19 protein-coding genes are annotated in these 18988 nt (G+C 69.2%); 9 read left to right on the forward strand and 10 right to left on the reverse strand.

The genetic code is table 11. The features are described 5' to 3' along the window. Nucleotides 1–17 precede the first annotated feature (17 nt). A complete protein-coding gene (locus EPO52_RS05210) occupies nt 18–2582 on the forward strand; it encodes an ATP-dependent DNA ligase (RefSeq protein ID WP_290802902.1) in 2565 nt (854 codons plus the stop codon). Nucleotides 2583–2711: 129 nt separating this feature from the next. Beyond that, nucleotides 2712–4055, forward strand: a complete 1344-nt coding sequence (locus EPO52_RS05215) for a hypothetical protein (protein WP_290802905.1) — start codon at nt 2712–2714, stop codon at nt 4053–4055. An 11-nt stretch (nt 4056–4066) separates the two neighbouring features. Here EPO52_RS05215 and EPO52_RS05220 read toward each other — a convergent pair whose 3' ends face one another. Further along, nucleotides 4067–4579: a VanZ family protein gene (locus EPO52_RS05220; RefSeq protein ID WP_290802907.1), complete on the reverse strand. Its 513-nt coding sequence runs from the start codon at nt 4577–4579 to the stop codon at nt 4067–4069. Between the two features lie 12 nt (nt 4580–4591). Between EPO52_RS05220 and EPO52_RS05225 the strand changes: the two genes are divergently transcribed. The 3 genes from EPO52_RS05225 (at nt 4592) to EPO52_RS05235 (ending at nt 7433) form a co-directional block, all read left to right on the forward strand. After that, on the forward strand, nt 4592–4903 hold the full coding sequence (locus tag EPO52_RS05225; protein WP_290802909.1) for a hypothetical protein: 312 nt from the start codon (nt 4592–4594) through the stop codon (nt 4901–4903). A 172-nt stretch (nt 4904–5075) separates the two neighbouring features. Continuing rightward, on the forward strand, nt 5076–7130 hold the full coding sequence (locus tag EPO52_RS05230) for an APC family permease (protein ID WP_290802911.1): 2055 nt from the start codon (nt 5076–5078) through the stop codon (nt 7128–7130). Nucleotides 7131–7232: 102 nt separating this feature from the next. Then, nucleotides 7233–7433 (forward strand): DUF3073 domain-containing protein, encoded by a 201-nt coding sequence (locus tag EPO52_RS05235; protein WP_290802914.1) that lies wholly within the window; start codon nt 7233–7235, stop codon nt 7431–7433. A 31-nt stretch (nt 7434–7464) separates the two neighbouring features. Here the strand turns inward: EPO52_RS05235 and EPO52_RS05240 are convergent, their stop codons facing one another. Both EPO52_RS05240 and EPO52_RS05245 read right to left on the reverse strand, forming a co-directional pair. Next, nucleotides 7465–7818: a hypothetical protein gene (locus tag EPO52_RS05240; RefSeq protein ID WP_290802917.1), complete on the reverse strand. Its 354-nt coding sequence runs from the start codon at nt 7816–7818 to the stop codon at nt 7465–7467. A gap of 42 nt (nt 7819–7860) precedes the next feature. Next, on the reverse strand, nt 7861–8223 hold the full coding sequence (locus EPO52_RS05245) for a sterol carrier family protein (RefSeq protein ID WP_290802920.1): 363 nt from the start codon (nt 8221–8223) through the stop codon (nt 7861–7863). A 59-nt stretch (nt 8224–8282) separates the two neighbouring features. Here EPO52_RS05245 and purD point away from each other — a divergent pair, with 59 nt between their 5' ends. The 3 genes from purD to EPO52_RS05260 are packed head-to-tail and all read left to right on the forward strand — an operon-like array spanning nt 8283 to nt 11313. Then, nucleotides 8283–9638 (forward strand): phosphoribosylamine--glycine ligase, encoded by a 1356-nt coding sequence (gene purD / locus EPO52_RS05250; protein WP_290802922.1) that lies wholly within the window; start codon nt 8283–8285, stop codon nt 9636–9638. Then, a complete protein-coding gene (locus EPO52_RS05255; protein WP_290802924.1) occupies nt 9635–10549 on the forward strand; it encodes a phosphoribosylaminoimidazolesuccinocarboxamide synthase in 915 nt (304 codons plus the stop codon). Before purD ends, EPO52_RS05255 begins: the two co-directional genes overlap by 4 nt. A 59-nt stretch (nt 10550–10608) precedes the next feature. After that, nucleotides 10609–11313 carry an alpha/beta hydrolase gene (locus EPO52_RS05260; RefSeq protein WP_290802928.1) on the forward strand — a complete coding sequence of 235 codons (705 nt, stop codon included), beginning with the start codon at nt 10609–10611 and terminating at the stop codon, nt 11311–11313. A gap of 120 nt (nt 11314–11433) precedes the next feature. On the opposite strand, the gene EPO52_RS05265 is transcribed toward EPO52_RS05260, so the two are convergent. From EPO52_RS05265 to EPO52_RS05280, 4 genes are all read right to left on the reverse strand, one after another. After that, on the reverse strand, nt 11434–12276 hold the full coding sequence (locus EPO52_RS05265; protein ID WP_290802931.1) for an alpha/beta hydrolase: 843 nt from the start codon (nt 12274–12276) through the stop codon (nt 11434–11436). A 39-nt stretch (nt 12277–12315) separates the two neighbouring features. After that, nucleotides 12316–13227 (reverse strand): pseudouridine-5'-phosphate glycosidase, encoded by a 912-nt coding sequence (locus EPO52_RS05270; RefSeq protein ID WP_290802933.1) that lies wholly within the window; start codon nt 13225–13227, stop codon nt 12316–12318. Between the two features lie 198 nt (nt 13228–13425). After that, complete coding sequence (locus EPO52_RS05275; protein ID WP_290802936.1) at nt 13426–14469, reverse strand: 2-oxoglutarate and iron-dependent oxygenase domain-containing protein; 1044 nt, start codon at nt 14467–14469, stop codon at nt 13426–13428. Between the two features lie 70 nt (nt 14470–14539). Continuing rightward, entirely contained in the window at nt 14540–14764 is a 225-nt protein-coding gene (locus tag EPO52_RS05280; protein WP_290802939.1) for a response regulator, read from the reverse strand. A gap of 110 nt (nt 14765–14874) precedes the next feature. Between EPO52_RS05280 and EPO52_RS05285 the strand changes: the two genes are divergently transcribed. After that, nucleotides 14875–16617 carry a hypothetical protein gene (locus EPO52_RS05285; protein ID WP_290802942.1) on the forward strand — a complete coding sequence of 581 codons (1743 nt, stop codon included), beginning with the start codon at nt 14875–14877 and terminating at the stop codon, nt 16615–16617. A 30-nt stretch (nt 16618–16647) separates the two neighbouring features. Here EPO52_RS05285 and EPO52_RS05290 read toward each other — a convergent pair whose 3' ends face one another. The 3 genes from EPO52_RS05290 to purM form a co-directional block, all read right to left on the reverse strand. Then, complete coding sequence (locus EPO52_RS05290) at nt 16648–16776, reverse strand: hypothetical protein (RefSeq protein ID WP_290802945.1); 129 nt, start codon at nt 16774–16776, stop codon at nt 16648–16650. Nucleotides 16777–16784: 8 nt separating this feature from the next. Beyond that, nucleotides 16785–17120, reverse strand: coding sequence for a hypothetical protein (locus EPO52_RS05295; RefSeq protein WP_290802948.1), 336 nt, complete (start codon nt 17118–17120; stop codon nt 16785–16787). A gap of 637 nt (nt 17121–17757) precedes the next feature. After that, a complete protein-coding gene (gene purM, locus EPO52_RS05300; protein ID WP_290802951.1) occupies nt 17758–18867 on the reverse strand; it encodes a phosphoribosylformylglycinamidine cyclo-ligase in 1110 nt (369 codons plus the stop codon). Nucleotides 18868–18988: the final 121 nt, after the last annotated feature.

Here is an 18988-nt window from a genome sequence, read left to right on the forward strand (position 1 = left end):
GGTAGAGGATTGACGACATGGCGGCGACGGGGGGCGAGCAGACGGTGACCGTCGGGGGCCACCGGCTGCGCATCACCAATCTCGAGAAGGTGATCTACCCCGCCACCGGAACCACCAAGGCCGATGTCCTGCGCTACTACGCCGAGATCGCCAACGTGCTCATCCCCCATGCCCGCAACCGGCCCGCCACGCGCAAACGGTGGGTGCACGGTGTGGGCGACGACGAGCATCCGGGTGAGGTCTTCTTCCAGAAGAACCTCGGCGAGGGCACACCCGAGTGGGTGAAACGGGTGAGCATCCAGCACTCCGATCACGTGAACATCTACCCGCTCGTCAACAACCAGGCCACCCTCGCGTGGTTGGCGCAGATCGCGGCCCTCGAGATCCATGTTCCCCAGTGGAGGGTGGATGCGCACGGCCGACCCAAGAATCCCGACCGCTTCGTGATCGACCTCGACCCGGGCGAGGGCGCCGGCCTGCCCGAGTGCGTCGAGGTGGCGAAGCTGGCCCGCGGCATCCTCACCGACATGGGCCTCGACCCGGTTCCCGTCACGAGCGGCAGCAAGGGCATCCACCTCTACGCGGCCCTCGACGGAAAGCAGACCTCCGACGAGGTCTCCGCCGTCGCCCACGAGCTGGCCCGTGCGCTCGAAGCCGACCATCCCGATCTCGTGGTCTCCGACATGAAGAAGGCACTCCGCACCGGCAAGGTACTGGTCGACTGGAGCCAGAACAACGCGAACAAGACCACCATCTGCCCCTACTCGCTGCGGGGCCGTTCGCATCCCACCGTCGCCGTGCCGCGCACCTGGCGCGAACTCTCGGCGAAGGGGCTGCGGCAGCTCGAGCTCGACGAGGTGCTCGAGCGGATGACGACGCACGCCGATCCGCTGGCCGAGAGTGCGGACGCACCGGGCTCGATCGAGGCACCGGGCGGCGAGTGGCACTCCGATCGCCGCGCCGACGACCAGCCCGGACGCAACGCGGTTCCGGCATCCGACGACCGGCTCTCCGTCTACCGTTCGAAGCGCGACGGGGCGAAGACCCCGGAGCCGGTTCCGGATGCGACGCCCCCGCCGACCGACGGCCGCTCCTTCGTGATCCAGGAGCACCACGCGTCGAGCCTGCACTGGGACTTCCGCCTCGAGCACGACGGCGTGCTGGTCTCCTGGGCGCTGCCGAAGGGGTTCCCGACGGATGCGGGCAAGAACCACCTCGCCGTGATGACCGAAGACCACCCGATGGAGTACGGCACGTTCGAGGGCACCATCCCGAAGGGCGAATACGGTGCGGGCTCGGTCTCGATCTGGGACTTCGGCACCTTCGATCTCGAGAAGTGGCGCGACGGCACGGAGATCATCGCGACCCTGCACGGTCAGGAGTCGGGCGGACTCGGCGAACCTCGACGGTTCGCGCTCATCCATACAGGAGGCAAGGGGGGTAAGGGCGAGAACCAGTGGCTCATCCACTTGATGAAGGATCAGGCGCCGGTGCGCGCGGGAGCGGGAAGCGACGACCCGGCGGGTCGCCGCGACGCCGGGTCCAGCGCCGGGCGAGTCAGGCGCGCCCAGTCTTCACGCAGAACCTCCGATCGCGAGACGCAGGGCGTATCCGCTCGTGTGCCCAAGCCGATGCTCGCCACCCTCAGCGCCGAGGGGGCGCTCACCGACGAGGACGACTGGGCCTTCGAGATGAAGTGGGACGGCATCCGCGCCCTGGTGCGCGCGTCGGGCGGCGCCGTCTCCCTCTTCACCCGCAACGGCAACGACATCACCCCCACCTACCCCGAACTCGTCGCCGCGCTCGAGGCGCAGCTCGGCGACCGCGACATCGTGCTCGACAGCGAGATCGTGGCTCTCGACACGCGAGGGCGCCCGAGCTTCGGCCGACTGCAGCAACGGATGGGGCTCTCCAAGCCGCGCGACGTCGAGACCGCGCAGCGCGAGGTGAAGGTCGACCTCATGATCTTCGACGTGATCGAGCTCGACGGCGAGTCGCTCGCGAAGGAGGAGTACGACCGTCGCCGCGAGATCCTGCTCGACACCATGCCGGAATCGGAGGGGCCGCTGCACGTGCCGCCCGCCTTCGATGGCGACCTCGCGCACGCCGTGCAGGCGAGCCGCGAGCTCGGCCTCGAAGGCGTGATGGCCAAGCGCCGCGACAGCGGCTACGCGGCGGGCCGGCGCTCGGGCGCCTGGCTGAAGATCAAACACCATCTCACCCAGGAGGTGGTGATCGCGGGCTGGCGCCCGGGGAAGGGCCGCCGCGCCGCGCAGATCGGCTCGCTGCTGATGGGGGTTCCGGATGCCGACGGCACGCTGCGCTACGTCGGCCGCGTCGGAACCGGCTTCAGCGACAAGGAGCTCGACGCCATCGCCGCACGCCTCACGACGCTCGAACGCAAGACGAACCCCCTTCACGACGTGCCGGCCGTCGACGCGCGCGACGCGCACTGGGTGACCCCGAAGCTCGTGGGCGAGGTGGAGTTCGCGGAGTGGACCGGCACCGCTCGTCTGCGCCAGCCCTCCTGGCGCGGCTGGCGCCCCGACAAGTCGCCCTCCGACGTGGTGCGCGAGGACTGACCTGCAGCCTCCACCGCCCTCAGGCCGATGAGGGCACGTGTATCGTGATCGGAGCAGCCTGCGCGGGGGAGGTCTGCCATCGATCCCGCGCGCGCACCCCTTGGCACCTCGAAGCGCAACGGAGATCCGATGACGGCAGTCGTCCCCGCTGAAGGGCAGCACCCTGTCGCCCGATCCGATCGACGATCCCGCTCCTCAGCGATCGTCGGCAGGGCTGAGACGGTGGGCCGGTACGGCGCCGTAGCAGTACTGCTGGTGCTGGCCGTTCAGACCGTGTGGACGGCACGCGGGCTGGTCGCGGACGGCACCTTCTACCTCTGGAGCGTGCTCGACACCGAGACGTTCTTCCTCTACCCGTCACGGGTGTTCGCCCAGATCGTCGCCCAAGCCCCTCTTCTCGCCGCCATCGGTCTCGGTGTCAACGACGTCCCCACGCTGACCCGGATCTTCAGCTTCGGAGCAGGCGCTGTTCCGATTCTGATCTGGGCTCTGACGCTCGTCGTTCTCCGGCGGCACCGCACGTTCTGGATGTTCGTTCTCGCATTCTCGGTGACCTATCTCACGTCGGGGTTCATCACCATCGGGGAGTACAACCTCGCCTACGCTCTCGTGGCGCTGAGCGCGGCCCTCCTGATGAGTCACCCCGAGCGCACGTTCGTTCGTGTCGTGCTCGGAGTCACAGCGGTCGTTCTCGTTGCGTCCTACGAGTCCCTCGTGTTTCTCGGTCCCGCTCTCATCGTCTTCGCCTTCCTCCAGCGCCGGGCGCTCGGACGGGGGACGTTCTGGGTGCTGAGTGCCCTCTACGCACTCGCCACCGTCTACAGCGCCTATTGGATCCTGTCGCCCCGCGACGCCGCCAATCTGGGCAGCGCCGCCGACATCACGTTCGCGTTCAGGTTCGACCCCGCCCTGAGGCTGACCCTCGCCGTCGCCATCCCGTTGATCGTGCTGTGGATCGTGGCTCCGCCGCTCCTCCAGCGCATCGGAACGATCGCTCTGGTGATCATCGGTCTGTTCCTCCTCGATCCCACGACCTGGGCCGAGCCGTGGATGCACTATTCCGCGCGCTCGTACTCCGGCGCCCTGCTCTTCGCGATCCTTCTGGCCGTTGCCTTCCGGGAGTTCCGGCCCCGGCGAGGACCGGAGTCGGGAACGCTCTGGATGGCATCGCTGACTCTGCTCGTCACGCTCACGATCCCGTTCGGATACCGCTCGTTCGGATACGCCCACTGGCTGAGTCAGTTCGAGAGCGTGGCCACCCAGCCGGGCGGCCAGATCGCCCTCGACGATGCGGGGCTCCCGGTGAAAGGCACCTCCATCTACGGATGGACGTACACGAACAAGTACCTCAGCGTGCTCCTGCACACCGCCCCCGGGCAGCAGGTGATCCTGAACCCCGATGAGACTCCGTCCGACTCTGCCGTTCCCCCGGCCATCCGTTCGCGGTTCGTCAAGACGGGCACGCTCTTCTAGAGGGTTCGCTGCTACGGCCGGCGCGGCTGGCGTCCCCGGACCGGGAGCTCGCCGTACGACGGTGAGGCGGAGGCAGCCGCGCGCACTCCGGCGGCGGCGAGCCAGCCCACGAGCGCACCCGTGGTGTTCGTGATGATGTCGTTGATGTCGGCCGTGCGCCCGACGTCGAGCAGGTACTGCGTGACCTCGATCGTGCCGGTCGTGACCAGTCCGATGAGGAATGCTGGGCCCAGCCGCACGCCGCCCAGAACGAGCACGATGCCGAGCGGCACGAACACGCCGACGTTCAGCACGGCGTCGATGGCGGAGCCGCGTCCGTCGAAGGCGAGCGGAACGAGGTTCACTCTCATGCCCAGCCCCGATCCCGGGCGGAGCGTCATGAACGCCACGCTCACCGCCCACACCGTTCCGAGGGCGAGCGCGGCGCCGATGCTGCGGCGGCGGATGACCAGCACGCCCACGCCGACCAGCGTGACCGTGGCCAGCACGGCGGCGAACAGGAGATTGAGGGCGAGAGAAGACATCGTGCGGCAACGATGGCACGTGAAGCATCCGCGGAGCTGAATGCGGCGCCACGCCACGCCACGCCACACCTCGGCGAGGCGATGCGTGACGCACTGCGGGAGCCGGGGATGCACATCCGTGCGAAGTCCTGGTCGACCCGCGAGCCAGGTGGTAGCTTCGCGAACAAGCCGACGGCCCACGACATCGAGGAGGATCTCATGACCGAGAAGAAAGATCGCGGCGAGCGCGACGGAGAGTACACCGACACCGAGGCGGACGACGTCGAGGTTCCCGAGCCCCGCTCCGGCGAGTACACCGACAGCGTCATCCCCGAAGACGAGTGATCGGGCAGGCAGGAGCGGTCGCCGCCACCCTGCCTGACCGATGATCGAGAAGACGCCGTGAGCCGCGTGAAGACGCGCCGCACGGCGTCTTCGTCATGCCGGAGACGAATCGGGAATAATCCGGGGCCGGGTCAACTTGACACCGGTTCGCGCGCGAGTAGTGTTCTCACTCGTGGTCAACGAAACCCGCTCCGCGAAACGCTGGTTGATCGGCGATCCGCTGCCGAGCGACAAGCTCGACGGACAGCTCCTCCCGAAGCGGCTCGCTCTGCCCATCTTCGCCAGCGACCCGCTCTCCTCGGTGGCCTACGCGCCCCAGGAACTGCTCATGATCCTGCTCATCGGCGGGCTCGCGTTCCTCAGCTTCGCGCCCTGGGTGGCGGCGGCGGTCGTGCTGCTTCTGGTGGTCGTGGTGGCCAGCTACCGGCAGCTCGTGAAGGCCTACCCGAGCGGCGGCGGCGACTACGAGGTGGCCCACAAGAACCTCGGTGAGAAGGCCGGGCTGGTGGTCGCATCCGCTCTGCTCGTCGACTACGTGCTCACCGTCGCGGTGTCGGTGGCCTCGGGCGTCGACAACATCATCTCCGCACTGCCGGGCCTCAACCCCTACCGGGTCGAGATCGCCGTGGGCTTCGTCGTGGTGCTGATGGCCGTGAACCTGCGAGGCGTGGCGGAGTCGAGCAAGGCTTTCGCCATCCCCACCTACCTCTTCGTGGGCAGCGTGGCCGTGATGATCGTGACCGGGCTCGTGCGCACCGTGCTGGGCGACGCCCCCGTGGCCGAGTCGGCCGGCTTCGACGTGAAGGCCGAGCAGTTGACCCAGGCGGCGATGATCCTGCTGCTCCTGCGCGCCTTCTCGAGCGGATGCTCCGCCCTCACCGGCGTCGAGGCCATCTCGAACGGGGTACCCGCGTTCCGTGCGCCGAAGATCAAGAACGCGCAGCGCACTCTGGTGCTGATGGGATCCATCGCCATCTGCCTCTTCGCCGGCCTCACCGCCCTGGCGCTCATCTCGAACGTGCACTATGCCGAAGACGCCTGCCACCTGGTCGGCTTCGCCGACTGCGCCACCACACCACAGCGCAGCCTCATGGCCCAGGTGGCCGCGGCCACCTTCGGCAACAACTCCATCCTGTTCTTCATCATCCAGGCCGCCACGGCCGCGGTGCTGCTGCTCGCCGCCAACACCGCGTTCAACGGCTTCCCGCTGCTCGGCTCCGTGCTCGCGAAAGACTCCTACGCCCCCAAGGCGCTGCTCACCCGCGGTGACCGCCTCGTGTTCTCGAACGGCATGATCCTGCTCGCGCTGTTCGCCATCCTCATCCTCGTGGTCTACCAGGCGAACCTCACCCAGCTCATCCAGCTCTACATCATCGGTGTGTTCGTCTCGTTCACGCTCGGTCAGTCGGGCATGGTCAGACACTGGCTCCGGATGCTCCGCGAAGGCTGCTCCGACCGCGCCGCGGTCTATCGTGGCCTGGCCATCAACCTGCTCGGTGCCGTCTTCACGGCGGTGGTGCTGATCGTGGTGACCATCACCAAGTTCACCCATGGCGCCTGGCTGGTGTTCGCCATCATGCCGATCCTGTTCATCCTGATGATGGGCGTGAACCGCTACTACCGCGATGTGAGCAAAGAGGTCGAGGTCGACCCGCACACCACGTTCGGGGCATCCGGCGACCACGCCGTGGTGCTCGTGAACCGCATGCAGAAGCCCGTGCTGAAGGCGCTCGACTACGCCATCGCGGCCCGGCACGACTCGATCGAGGCGGTGCACCTCTCGATCGACGACGAGCAGACCGCCCAGCTCGAGGCCGACTGGCGGTCGATGAACATCGAGGTTCCGCTCAACATCATCGAGTCGCCGTATCGCGACGTAGCGGTGCCGCTGGCGAAGTACATCATGAAGCACCGGGCCGAGCACGGCTCCGAGGTGGTGACGGTGTACACGCCGATCTACATCGTGGGGCACTGGTGGGAGACGTTCCTGCACAACCACAAGGCGCGGCGCATCCGCAAGAAGCTGATGCTCGTGCACGGGGTCACGATCGCCCTCGTGCCCTGGCTGCTCGACTCCTCCGAGTTGCTCTACGGACGCCGCTCACGCCCCCTGCCCGGGCAGGAGCGCCGAGGCGAGCCCGTGCGGCCCGTTCCGCGGCGGCCCATCGCCGGAGAATCGCCCGCCCACAGCGTTCACAGCACTGTGCACAAACGCGGCTGGGACTGAAAGCCGACGCAGGCCTGCGTGCTAAACTGACCCAAGTTTTCGTAGTTATTCGTCTCCTCCGGGTGGCTTTCGCCTCCGGCCCGAATCATGAGGGGGTCTCGCATGGGGCGTGGCCGTCAGAAAGCCAAGCACACGAAGGTCGCTCGCGAGTTGAAGTACTTCAGCCCCGACACGAACTATTCGGCGCTCGAGCGTGAACTCACGAGCAGCCAGCCGGGCGAGCCCGACTACTCGAAGTGGATCGATGACGACGACGACGCCGACGAGGCGTTCGAGCCGAACGACGAGCAGAAGCGCGCCTGACGCGTCGCTCGTGTGAAAGGCCTGGCTGCGGTCAGGCCTTTTTTTCGTCGTCGGCGGGCTCGGCCACCACGACCTCGTGCTCCTCGATGCGCTCGGCGCGCACCGTGCGGGAGCGCTTGCGGCTGGCGCGATCGAGCACGAGTGCCACGAGCGCCCCGAGCGCGACGCAGATGGCCACCACGAAGATGCCGGTGAAACCCACCACCTGCAGCACGCTGAAGTCGTTCTGCTCGGGGAACGAGAGCGTCACGATGAGGGTGATGATCACACCGGCCACGGCACCTGCCGCCATGAAGCGGTAGAACTTCGGTGCGCGACGGACGGTCACCGCGCCGACGGTGTCGACGGTTTCGCGCGGCGCGGGCTGCTCGGGCTGTTCACTCACCCCTCCATTGTCGCGCACCCGGCTGGGCATCGCGTGCGGGTGTCAGCGCCGGATAGGCAGGTGGGCGCTGAGGTCGGCGCGCTGGCCCGAGGCGTGGATGCGGGCATCCGTCAGTCCGTCGGCCCACGCGAGGGCGCCGGTGGCGAGCGCGAGCCAGGTGCGGGCATCCATCTCCACCACGTTCGGCGGGGTGCCGCGGGTGTGGCCCGGCCCCTCGATGCACTGCACGGCCCCGAACGGCGGCACACGGACTTCGACGGAGTTGCCCGGTGCCTCGTCGGCGAGCCTCTGCAGCAGGTAGCGCACCGCCGCTGCCCGGATGTCGCGGCTCGCGCCCTCGAAATCCTCTGTCGCGGCTGCCACTGCAGCGGCACCAACGGCCTCGTCGATCCTCGCCTTGCCCATCCCTCCACGCTACCGCGCCTCTCGTGATGCGAGGGGTGCGCGCTCGCTAGGCTGAGGGGGTGAAGATCCTGGTTCTCGGCTCCGGCGCGCGCGAGCACGCCATCATCACCGCACTGCTCCGCGAGGGCGACGCCCACGAGATCGTGGCGGCCCCCGGCAACGCGGGCATCGCGGCCGATGTGCCCACCGTCGACCTCGACGCCTCAGACCCCCAGGCCGTGGCGAACTACGCCCTGGCCGAAGACGTGCAGTTCGTGGTGATCGGGCCCGAGGCACCCCTCGTGGCCGGGGTCGCCGATGCGCTGCGCACCCGAGGCATCCCCGTGTTCGGCCCCGGCAAGGAGGCCGCCGCCCTCGAGGGCAGCAAGGCCTTCGCGAAGAGGATCATGGATGCCGCCGGCGTTCCCACCGGCCGCGCCGTGAACGCGGCCACCCTCGCCGAGGCCGAGTCCACCCTCGCCGAGTTCGGCGCCCCCTACGTGGTGAAGGCCGACGGGCTCGCTGCGGGCAAGGGCGTGCTCGTCACCACCGACCTCGCCGAGGCCACCGCCCACGCGCGCCACTGGCTGCAGCACGGCGACGTGCTCATCGAGGAGTTCCTCGACGGCGAAGAGGTCTCGCTCTTCCTCCTCTCCGACGGGCACTCCGTCGCCGCCCTCTCCCCCGCCCAGGACTACAAGCGCCTGCTCGACGGCGACGAGGGGCCGAACACCGGCGGTATGGGCGCCTACTCCCCGCTGCCCTGGCTCGACGAGCGCTTCGGCAGCGAGAAGGCCTTCGTCGACGAGGTGATCGACACCGTCGCCCTGCCCACCATCCGGCAGCTCGCGGCCGAGAACACCCCGTTCATCGGGCTGCTGTACTGCGGCCTCATCCTCACCTCCAAGGGCATCCGGGTGATCGAGTTCAACGCCCGGTTCGGCGACCCGGAGACCCAGGTGGTGCTGCCGCGGCTCACCACGCCTCTCAGCACCCTCCTCTTCGCCGCCGCCACGGGCACGCTCGGCCAGGCACCGCGACCCGAGTTCGCTCCGGATGTCGCGGTCACGGTCGTGCTGGCCAGCGAGAACTACCCCGGCTCACCGGTCACCGGCCGCGTCATCACGGGGCTCGACGAGGCACTCAGCGTCGGAGCATCCGGGCTCTCGGGCACGGGCCTCGACGGAGTGACCGTGATGCACGCGGCCACCGACCGCGACGAGTCGGGCGACGCACCCGTCATCCGTGCCACGGGAGGACGCGTGCTCTCCGTGGTGGCCACGGCTCCCGACTTCGGCACCGCGCGCGACCGGGTGTACGGGGCGTTGGCGGGCATCGGGCTCGAGGGCTCGCAGTACCGCACCGACATCGCGGCGCGAGTGGCTCCCGCTGCGGCCCCGGCCCCGGCCACCGGCACCGCGGGAGGTGCAGCGTGAGCACCGAGACCACCACCTCGGCCGCATCCGTTCCCGGCTGGCGTCACCTCTACTCGGGCAAGGTGCGCGAGCTCTACGTGCCGCAGGCCACGGCCGAGGGCGCGCAGCCCGCCGCCCTGCTCGTGCTGGCCACCGACCGCGTGAGCGCGTTCGACCACGTGCTGGAGCCGGGCATCCACGGCAAGGGCGAGCTGCTCACGACGCTCAGCCGCTGGTGGTTCCACCAGCTGGCCGAGACGCCGAACCACCTGCTGACCGCGGCCGAGGCGGCGCGGCTGCCGGCCGTTCCCGACGACCTGGCGGCGCGCTCGATGGTGGTGAAGTCGCTCGCGATGTTCCCGATCGAGTGCGTGGTGCGCGGCTACCTCTCGGGCAGCGGCTGGAAGGAGTACCAGGCCACGCAGAGCGTGTGCGGCATCCGTCTTCCGGAGGGTCTGAGCGACGGCGACCGGCTGCCTGAGCCCATCTACACCCCCGCCTACAAGGCTCCGCTCGGTGAGCACGACGAGAACATCAGCTTCGAGAAGACGGTGGAGCTCGTCGGCGTCGACGACGCCACGGCACTGCGCGACCTCTCGCTCGCGATCTATTCGCGGGCGGCGGCGATCGCCGAGGCGCGGGGGGTCATCCTGGCCGACACGAAGTTCGAGTTCGGGCGGGATGAGGCCACCGGCGCCATCACGCTCGCCGACGAGGTGCTCACGAGCGACTCGAGCCGGTACTGGGATGCGGCGGCGTACGACTCGGGTGAGCGCACCGCGAGCTTCGACAAGCAGATCGTGCGCAACTGGCTGGCCGCGAACTGGGACCAGACGGGCACGCCCCCCACACTCCCCCACGAGATCGTGGAGCAGACCGTGGCGCGCTACCGCGAGCTGCTCGCGCGCCTGACGGGCTCCGACCCGGCCTGACGGGCCGCGGGCACCGATCCCGGTTCCGGATGTCGGTCGTGGGGCCTAGGGTCGGCACCATGAACGTGGTACTCATCGCAGGTTTCTGGCTCCAGGGCGACTCGTGGGGCGACGTCGTCGGCCCGCTCCGCGAGGCGGGGCTCACCGTCCACACCCCCACTCTCGAGGGGCTGCACTCGGTCGACGACGACCGGAGCGCCGTCACGCTGGCCTCGCAGACCGCCGAGGTGGTGGCGCTCGTCGACTCGCTCGACGAGCACGAGGCGCTGGTGCTGGTCGGCCACTCAGGCGGAGGCGCCATCGTGCACGGGGTTGTCGATGCCCGGCCCCACCGCATCCAGCGGGCCATCTACGTCGACAGCGGCCCCACTCCCGACGGCGTGGCCATCAATTCGTCGATCGAGGCGGTGGGAGCGGATGCGCCGCTTCCGCCGTGGGACGAGTTCAGCGACGACGATCTGCGCGACCTCACCGAGGAACAGCTCGACGGCTTCCGCGCGGTGGCGATCCCCGAGCCGGCTCGCGTGGCGCACGACCCGCAGAAGCTCGTGAACCGGGAGCGGTACGGCGTGCCGATCACCCTGATCTCCTGCACGTTCACCCGCGCAGAGATCGACGAGGCCATCGCGGCAGGAGTTCCGTACTTCGCGGAGGTGCCGCTGATGGACCGCGTCACCATCGTCGAACTGCCGACGGGTCACTGGCCGCAGTTCACGAAGCCGACCGAACTGGCCCGCGAGATCCTCACCGCACTGGGGCGCTGAAGCGGATCGCCCCGAATCGGTGTCGGTGTGAGGTAGACCGAGGCCAGAGAAGGCCCCGGTCCTCCGTGTTTCCGCACGGATCACTCACCTGCTCGTGGTCTTCGCCTCCGTCGCACGCGCTCAGGATGCCGGCGGAGCCGCCTCGATGGCGGCCGCCACCACCTTCGCCATCGGCTTGCGGATCATGTGATCGCTCGCGGGCACCACATGCATCGTCACACCGCGCATCTTGCCGATGATCGCGAGGTTGCCCTGCACCAGGAACTCGTCGAGCCGGCCGTAGACGACGTCGACCGGTCGGTCGACCCGCGCCAGGTCGCTGATCACCGTCTGCGACTCGATGCAGTGCTCCAGCGACTTCACGAACGGCTCCCAGTTCTGCTCCGTGACCTCCATCACGTGCTCGATCGGCAGCAGACGGCTCACCACGCTCGCCGTGGCCGTGGTGAAGTCCTTGTTGGCGCGGAAGTACTGGAAGGCCTGGAGGTACCCGCTCATCCGCGCCTTGGCCCTCGGATCGGAGATCTCATCCGGCGAGAGGTACACGGGCGGGCTCACGAGCACGAGCTTGTCGACGTGATCCTGATGCGTGGCGGCATAGCGGCTCGCGATGAGGCACCCGAGCGAGTGCCCCACGAGGATGAACTGCTTCTTCAGGTGCAGCGAACGGATGGTGTGGGCGATCGCGGCGACGTGCTCCTCGAGCGTGTACTCGGCTCCCTCGGGCTGGGGCGAACCGCCGAAGCCGAGCAGGTCGATGGCGATCACCCGGTGGGTCTGCTCGATCAGCGGGATCACGTAGGTGAAGGTGGCCGACGAGGAGGCGATGCCGTGCACCATCACCACGACGGGCCGCTCCTCGTCGCTCTTCGTCTTCGGGTCGCCGGTGTCGATCGCCACGTGCAGGAGCGGCGCCCGGGGATCGTGGAGGCCTTCGATCAGGTCGCGCAGCAAGGGTGCCATGGCTCCACTCTGGCGGCTGGTGCGCCACCAGGCAATGGATCAGGCGGTGAGCGCCTTCGCGATCTCGCCGCCGAGCGCCACGTTGCCGTTGTAGACCTCCACGTTGACGTCGAGGCTGGTTCCGGATGTCGCCCGCTGGATGTAGTCGAGCAGGAACGGCGTGATGTCGTGCCCCGACACCCCGTCGGCCTCGAGGGCGGCGAGCGCCTCCGCGAGCACCGCGTCGTGCACCGCGGGGTCGAGCTGCTTGTCGGTGGGCACCGGATTCGCCACCAGGACGGTCGACGCGATGCCGAGCGCGTCGCGGTGCGCGACCACGGAGGCGATCTCCTCGGGCGAGTCGACCGAGTACTCGATGTCGTAGCCCGAGTCGGAGATGTAGAAGCCGGGGTAGTCGGTGGTGCGGTAGCCCACCACCGCGATGTTGAGGGTCTCGAGCCGCTCGAGCGTGAGCGGGATGTCGAGGATCGACTTGACGCCCGCACTCACCACGACGAGCGGCAGCGTGGCGAGGGTGCCGAGGTCGGCCGACTCGTCGAAGGTCGCCTCGGCTCCGCGGTGCACGCCGCCGAGGCCGCCGGTGGAGAACACCTGGATGCCCGCCTTGGCCGCCAGATAGGCGGTCGCCGCGACGGTGGTTCCGCCGTTGAGGCCCTTGGCGCCGGCCACCGCGAGGTCGCGAAGGCTCACCTTCACCACCGCGTCGTCGTTCGACAGCTCTTCGATCTCGGCCACGGAGAGGCCCACGACGGGCTGGCCGTGCACCACGCCGATCGTGGCGGGCACGACCCCCGCGGCCCGCAGGCCCTCTTCGGCCTCGAGCGCCACCTGGATGTTGCGGGGCCGCGGCAGCCCGTGGGTGAAGATGGTGGACTCGAGGGCGAGCACCGGGCGTCCCTCGTCGAGGGCCGAGCGGACGTCATCCGAGATGCGGATGCCAGGCGTGGTCATGAAGCAGCGTCTCCCGAGGGTGGAGGGGTGATGGATGCTTCGACGCTACCAGGGGCTCAGCGATAACCCGACTTGCCACAAGTTGTGGCAAGTCGGCCGCGCACGCAGCAGTTCGCGGCAAGTAGATGGGCGGCGAGGCGCCAGCTCGGGGCCGGGCGGGACGGGGCCGGGCCGGGCGGGGCGGCGGACCTCCGCGGCTCACGCTGACGCGGCTGCCGTCACTCGGGCCGCTTCACGCGTCGCTCCCGCATTGCGCACGCCGGCTCGCGAGCCGGCGAGCTTCGCGGCGATGTGCTCGCCCACGGTGACGGGGTCGTAGAGGTTCGGATGCTCCGCACTCACGCAGGAGGGCAGCGTCTCGATGAGGGCGTCGACGTTGCCGTCGTGGAAGTAGGCCGCCGAGCGCCGACGCTCGATGGTGCCGTCGATGATGGGCGGCTTCACACGGTGGAGAGTCGACATCCAGCGCTCGTTGGTCCAGCGTGCGGTGACGTCGCCCAGGTTGATGAGCAGGGCGTCATCCGCGGGGCTCACGTCGTTCCACGAGCCGTCGGCGGCGAGCACTTGGAGGCCTCGCACCTGATCGGCCCAGAGCACGGTGACGATGCCGTAGTCGGTGTGCTCGCCCATGCCGGTGAGGTCGCCGTCGAGGTCGACGGTGCCGGGTGGCAGGGCGTAGTTGTTCATGCGCAGAACATCGAGCGAGTGGTCGGTGTAGCCGTCGAAGAAGTCGCCCGGAAGGCCCAGAGCATCGGCGAAGATGTCGGTCATGGTCTCGGCCACGCGGCGGGCCTCGGTGAAGTAGGCGGTGACGCGCGGCTCGAAGCCGGGCGCGGCATCCGGCCACAGGTTCTCGGCGTAGTTCACCGGGTCGACATCGGCACCCGGGTAGTCGGCCTGGGTGGCGCCGATGTTGAACGCCTCGAAGAAGTCGTTCATGCGCGAGGCCGACTCGACGCCGAGCGACAGGCTCAGCGACTCCGACTTCGGCGGCGAGTAGCCGCGGTTGATCTCCGGCGGGGTGCGGTAGCCCTTCTTGGTGGCGAGGTCGAGCGAGAAGAACTCGTCCATCGCCTCGGCGAGGCCCTGCAGGATCTCACGCGGGATGCCGTGCCCGAGGATCTGGATGAACCCGACCTCGGTGCAGGCCGCGTCGATCGCCCGGGCGACGGCCGCCTTGTCGTCCACGGTTCCGCCCTGCACGTATGCGGTGATGTCGACCGCAGGAACCTCGAACGCCATAGCCCCTCCTTCGTGAGGAACGACGCTACTCCGCGGGTGTTACAGCCGTGTATCGGCGCCTGGTCGCGGCCTAGTGCTCGTCGTACTTGCCCTCGAAGAGGATCTCGGAGACCTCATTGAACCGGTACTCGGCGGTGGCCGGGCCCTCGGAGTCGTCGGTGCTGGTGACGAGCTTGTACACGAGCTGGCCCTCGCTGTAGGGCAGCACGAGCTCGTCGGGGGCGCCGTCGTCCAGCGGGATGGTCTGGTCGTCGAGCGGTCCGCCGGAGAGGTGTGCGAGTGCGGGAGTAGTCATCTGCCCAGGGTACTCGGGGTGCTGCCCTTCCGCCGTCTTCACCCACGCCGTGCGGCTGCCGCACTGGCATCTGCCAGGCGCATCCCCCAGGATGGGCACAAGGAGGCAACATGGTCGACGCGCGCGGACTCGCGGCGGAAGCGCCGCGGGGATCGTTCACGATCGAACCGAAAGGGCCTTTCTCGCTCGAGTCGAGCATCCGGTTCCTCGAGGGCTTCACGCCGGCGGCGTATGCGGATGCTCCTCCCGACAGCCTCGACATGGCCTTCGCCCTCGAGGGCACCTGGCGAACGATCGGTGTCTCCGTCGATCAAGCCGGAAGCACCGTACGCGGGCGGCTCTTCGCCGCGCGGGCACTCACGCGCGACGAGATGTCGGCGGCCAAGTCGCAGGTGCTGCGCATCCTGTCGCTCGATGTCGACGGGAGCGGTTTCGCCGAGGTGGGTGAGCGCGATCCCGTCGTGGGCGCGCTGCAGAAGCGCTTCCACGGGCTGCGGCCGGTGAACTTCTACTCCTGGTACGAGGCTGCGGCCTGGGCGATCATCGGGCAGCGCACCCGCATGTCGCAGGCGGCGGCCCTCAAGGAGCGGATGTCGCAGCAGCTCGGTGTGGGCGTGCTCGTGAACGGCGTTCGACGCCATGCTTTTCCGGCGCCCCGGGTTCTTCAGGAGCTCACCGAGTTCCCCGGCCTGCCGAGCACAAAGGTCGAGTGGCTGCGGCATCTCGCCGATGTGGCCCGGCGCGGCACCATCGACAGCGAACTTCTGCGATCGATGCCGCGCGAGGATGCTCTCTCCGCGCTCGAGGAGCTGCCGGGCATCGGGCCGTTCTCGGCCGAGCTGATCCTGCTCAGGGGGGCCGGTGATCCCGACCAGGTGCCGAGCCGGGAGCCGCGGCTGGTGTCGGCGATGCAGCTCGCCTACTCGTTGCCCGCGCCGCCGTCGGTCGACGAGGTGGAGGCGATAGCCGACGGGTGGGCGCCGTATCGCACGTGGGCGACGGTGCTGCTGCGGGTGAAGCTCGAGCTGGACTCGGCGGGGACTGGGGGGATGGCTGCCGGGATGGCTCCCGGCGACGCGGTGGGCGACACCGTGGGCGACATGGTGGGCGACACGGTGGGCGATGAAGCGGCGGACGGCTCAGCGGAGGCGGGTGGGGAGGCGGAGGCCGCGGGCGTCGAGCCCGATGCGAGCCATGCGGATCCGGATGCGGCCGCGTCGGAGTCGGATGCGGCGGGGGCTGGTGGAGTCGGTGCCGCCGGCGCACGTGAAGCTGGCGCAACCGCTGGCGATGGAGGCCCTGTTGGAGGGGCCGGTTCTGGTGGGGGCCGTGCCGGAGGAACCGGCGCCGATGGAGACCACGACGGAGGAACCGGTGCCGGCGGAAACCGCGCCGGAGGAACCGGCACCGGCGGAAACCGCGCCGGAGGAACCGGCACCGGCGGAAACCGCGCCGGAGGAACCGGCACCGGCGGAGACCGCGCCGGAGGAACCGGTGGTGCCGCTGGAGGCAGTGGAGACAGCGCCGGTGGAACCGGCGGAGTCGGCGCTGCCCGTGATGGGAACCCCGCCGAGGTGATGGCCGCCGGTGGGGTGGCGGCTCGTGAAACTGGTGCGGGAGCTGATGCCGACAACGACGTGGCAGCCGATGAAGCTCTCGCCGGCGATGACAGAGGCTCGCTCGCACCGTCAAGCGAATCGGATGGTTCATCCCGCGCGAACCTCGACGGCGGCGATAGCGATGGCGAAGACGCAGACGCAGACGCAGAGGGCGCAGCTCCGGCTGCGACACCTGCGAAGGCACCGAAGAGGGCTCTCTCCTGGCTGCGTCGCCGACACGACAAGTCAGCCTAGATCGCACCATCCGACAACACGGCGAGTCATTCAAGGGCGCTCGGTCGGCTGGGCCAACGTGCCCACGAGCTGGCCGTCGGGGTGGCGGGCAGAGGTACCGCCCGCGAAGCCGTCGGCGAGATCGGTGCGCAGCTTCGAGAAGAGCCGGGGATCGCGCATCCGGAGCCTCAGCCCCGCACGAAGGCCAGGGCGTCGGATGCGAAGCGCGGCCACTCGGCGGCGGCGTCGGGCGCGAGACTCACCCAGTCCTTGAACGGGCGGCCCTTGCCCCCGGGATCGAAGAGCTCGGAGCCGGGAATCCTCAAGGCCGCCGTGTGCTCGGCCGTGCCTGCACCGAGCTTCAGGCCGAGCAGCTCACCGTTGAGGCAGGCGAACATCGTGCCGCGATAGGTGAGGATGGGCCGGCCCATCATGCGGCCGCGGGTGATGGCGGGATCGCCGAGCTCGGCCACGACGAGATCGAGGCGCTCGAGGGCCTCCTGGGAGTTCGTGGGTGCCGCCATCCGCCCGCCTCCTCCCGCTGTTCGGCGCGCCTGGCACGGGAACACCGTTCAGGCGTGCCGAAATCGTAGCGCCCGAGCACGCGGCAGGCGAGCACTGCGCATCGACTTGCCAGAAGCGGTGGGCTACGCCCCCGAGTTGCCACAACATGTGGCAACCCACCAGGCGCCGCCGCACGAGCGGATGCCGCACACACCCCGACTTGCCACTACTGGTTGCCCGCGGCCCCGAGTTGCCACAAGATGTGGCAACTCACCAGGCGCCGCCGCACGAGCGGATGCCGCACACACACCGACCTGCCAGAAACCGTTGCCCACCAGCCCGAGTTGCCACAACATGTGGCAACCGCCCTGAGCCGCTGAATGAGGGGATGGCCGCTCGCCCGCCGACTTGCCAGTAGTGGTTGCCCGCGGCCTCGGGTTGCCACAAGATGTGGCAACCCACCAGGCGCCGCCGCACAAGCGGATGCCGCACACACACCGACCTGCCAGAAACCGTTGCCCACCAGCCCGAGTTGCCACAACATGTGGCAACCCACCAAGCGCGGCCGCACAAGCCGATGCCACGAACACACCGACTTGCCAGAAACCGTTGCCCCGCAGCCCGAGTTGCCACAACTTGTGGCAAGCGACGGGCGGGTCAGTCGGCGTAGGCGCCCACGAGGCGCACCGCGCCGCCGTCGACGCCCTTGGCGCCCTGCTCGAAGCCCTCGGCAGGGTCGAAGGCGCGCGCCGCCGTCGAGACCGTGCCCACCGGCCAGGTGCGGATGCCCTCCGCCTCGATCGCGGCCGTCACCGCAGCGGCCTGCGCGGCGTCGACCACGGCGAAGAAGCCGATGCCGAGATTCCACGTGCCCTCGGCGCTCTCGAGAGTGGTACCGGCGAGCGACGACAGCACCCGGAACACGGACGACGGCGACCAGGTGGCCCGATCGACCTCGACCCACGACCCGCGCGGCAGCACCCGGGCGAGGTTCGCCGCGATGCCGCCGCCGGTGACGTGCGAGAGCGAGTGGATGGCCCCGGCGAGCGCCGGCGCGGCCAGCACGCGCACCAAGGGGCCCGTGTAGAGGCGGGTGGGCTCGAGGAGGACCTCGCCGACGATGCCGCCGAAGTCGGAGGAGTTGTCGGCGTAGCCGAGGCCGGCACCCGCCAGGATGTGCCTCACGAGTGAGAAGCCGTTCGAGTGCAGCCCCGATGATTCGAGGGCGAGCACCACGTCGCCGTGGCGCACGCGGTCGGCGCCGAGCACCGCATCCGCTTCGACCGCTCCGACCGCGGCGCCCGCCACGTCGTAGTCGTCAGCACCCATCAGCCCGGGGTGCTCTGCGGTCTCGCCGCCCACGAGGGCGGTGCCCGTTTCGGAGCAGGCGCGGGCGATGCCGGCCACGATCGTGGCGATGCGCTCGGGTACCACCCGGCCGCAGGCGATGTAGTCGGTCATGAACAACGGCTTGGCGCCCACCACGACGATGTCGTCGACGACCATGCCCACGAGGTCTTGCCCGATGGTGTCGTGCTTGTCGAGCGCCTGGGCGATGGCGATCTTGGTGCCCACGCCATCGGTGGAGGTGGCGAGCAGCGGATGCGCGTACCCCGCCAATGCCGATGCGTCGAACAGCCCGGCGAAGCCGCCGACCCCGCCCAGTACCTCGGGCCCGTGGGTGCGCTGCACCGCCGCCTTCATCAGCTCGACGGCGCGGTCGCCCGCCTCGGTGTCGACTCCGGCCTCGGCGTAACTGTTGCTCATGCGTCCATTCTCCCGGACAGCGGGTAGCGCAGGCGACATCCGGATCAGCGGATTGCTATACCGGTTTAAGATTTCCTACGCTATACCGGTTTAGAACGCGGCGTCAAGCCCCGGATCCGAT

This window comes from Herbiconiux sp., from assembly GCF_004297105.1.
Classification (GTDB): Bacteria; Actinomycetota; Actinomycetes; order Actinomycetales; family Microbacteriaceae; genus Herbiconiux.

Coding starts and splice junctions, on each gene's coding strand:
- EPO52_RS05210 (WP_290802902.1), top strand. CDS start 18: ATGGCGGCGACGGGGGGCGAGCAGACGGTGACCGTCGGGGGCCACCGG.
- EPO52_RS05215 (WP_290802905.1), top strand. CDS start 2,712: ATGACGGCAGTCGTCCCCGCTGAAGGGCAGCACCCTGTCGCCCGATCC.
- EPO52_RS05220 (WP_290802907.1), bottom strand. CDS start 4,579: ATGTCTTCTCTCGCCCTCAATCTCCTGTTCGCCGCCGTGCTGGCCACG.
- EPO52_RS05225 (WP_290802909.1), top strand. CDS start 4,592: ATGGCACGTGAAGCATCCGCGGAGCTGAATGCGGCGCCACGCCACGCC.
- EPO52_RS05235 (WP_290802914.1), top strand. CDS start 7,233: ATGGGGCGTGGCCGTCAGAAAGCCAAGCACACGAAGGTCGCTCGCGAG.
- EPO52_RS05245 (WP_290802920.1), bottom strand. CDS start 8,223: ATGGGCAAGGCGAGGATCGACGAGGCCGTTGGTGCCGCTGCAGTGGCA.
- EPO52_RS05260 (WP_290802928.1), top strand. CDS start 10,609: ATGAACGTGGTACTCATCGCAGGTTTCTGGCTCCAGGGCGACTCGTGG.
- EPO52_RS05265 (WP_290802931.1), bottom strand. CDS start 12,276: ATGGCACCCTTGCTGCGCGACCTGATCGAAGGCCTCCACGATCCCCGG.
- EPO52_RS05270 (WP_290802933.1), bottom strand. CDS start 13,227: ATGACCACGCCTGGCATCCGCATCTCGGATGACGTCCGCTCGGCCCTC.
- EPO52_RS05275 (WP_290802936.1), bottom strand. CDS start 14,469: ATGGCGTTCGAGGTTCCTGCGGTCGACATCACCGCATACGTGCAGGGC.
- EPO52_RS05280 (WP_290802939.1), bottom strand. CDS start 14,764: ATGACTACTCCCGCACTCGCACACCTCTCCGGCGGACCGCTCGACGAC.
- EPO52_RS05285 (WP_290802942.1), top strand. CDS start 14,875: ATGGTCGACGCGCGCGGACTCGCGGCGGAAGCGCCGCGGGGATCGTTC.
- EPO52_RS05290 (WP_290802945.1), bottom strand. CDS start 16,776: ATGCGCGATCCCCGGCTCTTCTCGAAGCTGCGCACCGATCTCGCCGAC.
- EPO52_RS05295 (WP_290802948.1), bottom strand. CDS start 17,120: ATGGCGGCACCCACGAACTCCCAGGAGGCCCTCGAGCGCCTCGATCTC.
- purM (WP_290802951.1), bottom strand. CDS start 18,867: ATGAGCAACAGTTACGCCGAGGCCGGAGTCGACACCGAGGCGGGCGAC.